This window comes from Limosilactobacillus mucosae (genome assembly GCF_046939755.1).
In the GTDB taxonomy this organism is placed as follows: Bacteria; Bacillota; Bacilli; order Lactobacillales; family Lactobacillaceae; genus Limosilactobacillus; species Limosilactobacillus mucosae_A.
Map to the genome: position 1 here is coordinate 1 of NZ_JBKZAY010000129.1, position 246 is coordinate 246.

At 47.2% G+C, this 246-nt stretch carries 1 protein-coding gene; it reads right to left on the minus strand.

Features of this window, described 5'->3' with window-relative positions; genetic code table 11:
• Window positions 1-246: IS66 family transposase zinc-finger binding domain-containing protein (locus ACLUWI_RS10520; RefSeq protein WP_412147261.1), on the minus strand; the 246-nt coding region annotated here is incomplete at both ends.

A 246-nucleotide genomic window follows, 5' to 3' on the forward strand; every position in this document is an offset into this window, starting at 1 on the left:
CATCTTAGCGGTAACCAGCTTATCGCCACCGTTTGGATGACAATGCTGACACTTGTACGTCCTCGCGTAAACATTCCTACAGACAGTATGGGCTGGAACGTATACTGCTTCACGACTTGCCAATCGGCGACCAATCTGCTTCATTTCTTGATGACAGTCAGGACAAGTTTTATCATCCAGGTCGTATTCACAGTCTTCTTGTGGCAGACGGTCTAGATTTGCTTTCCGGCTGTTGCTTTGCTTTGA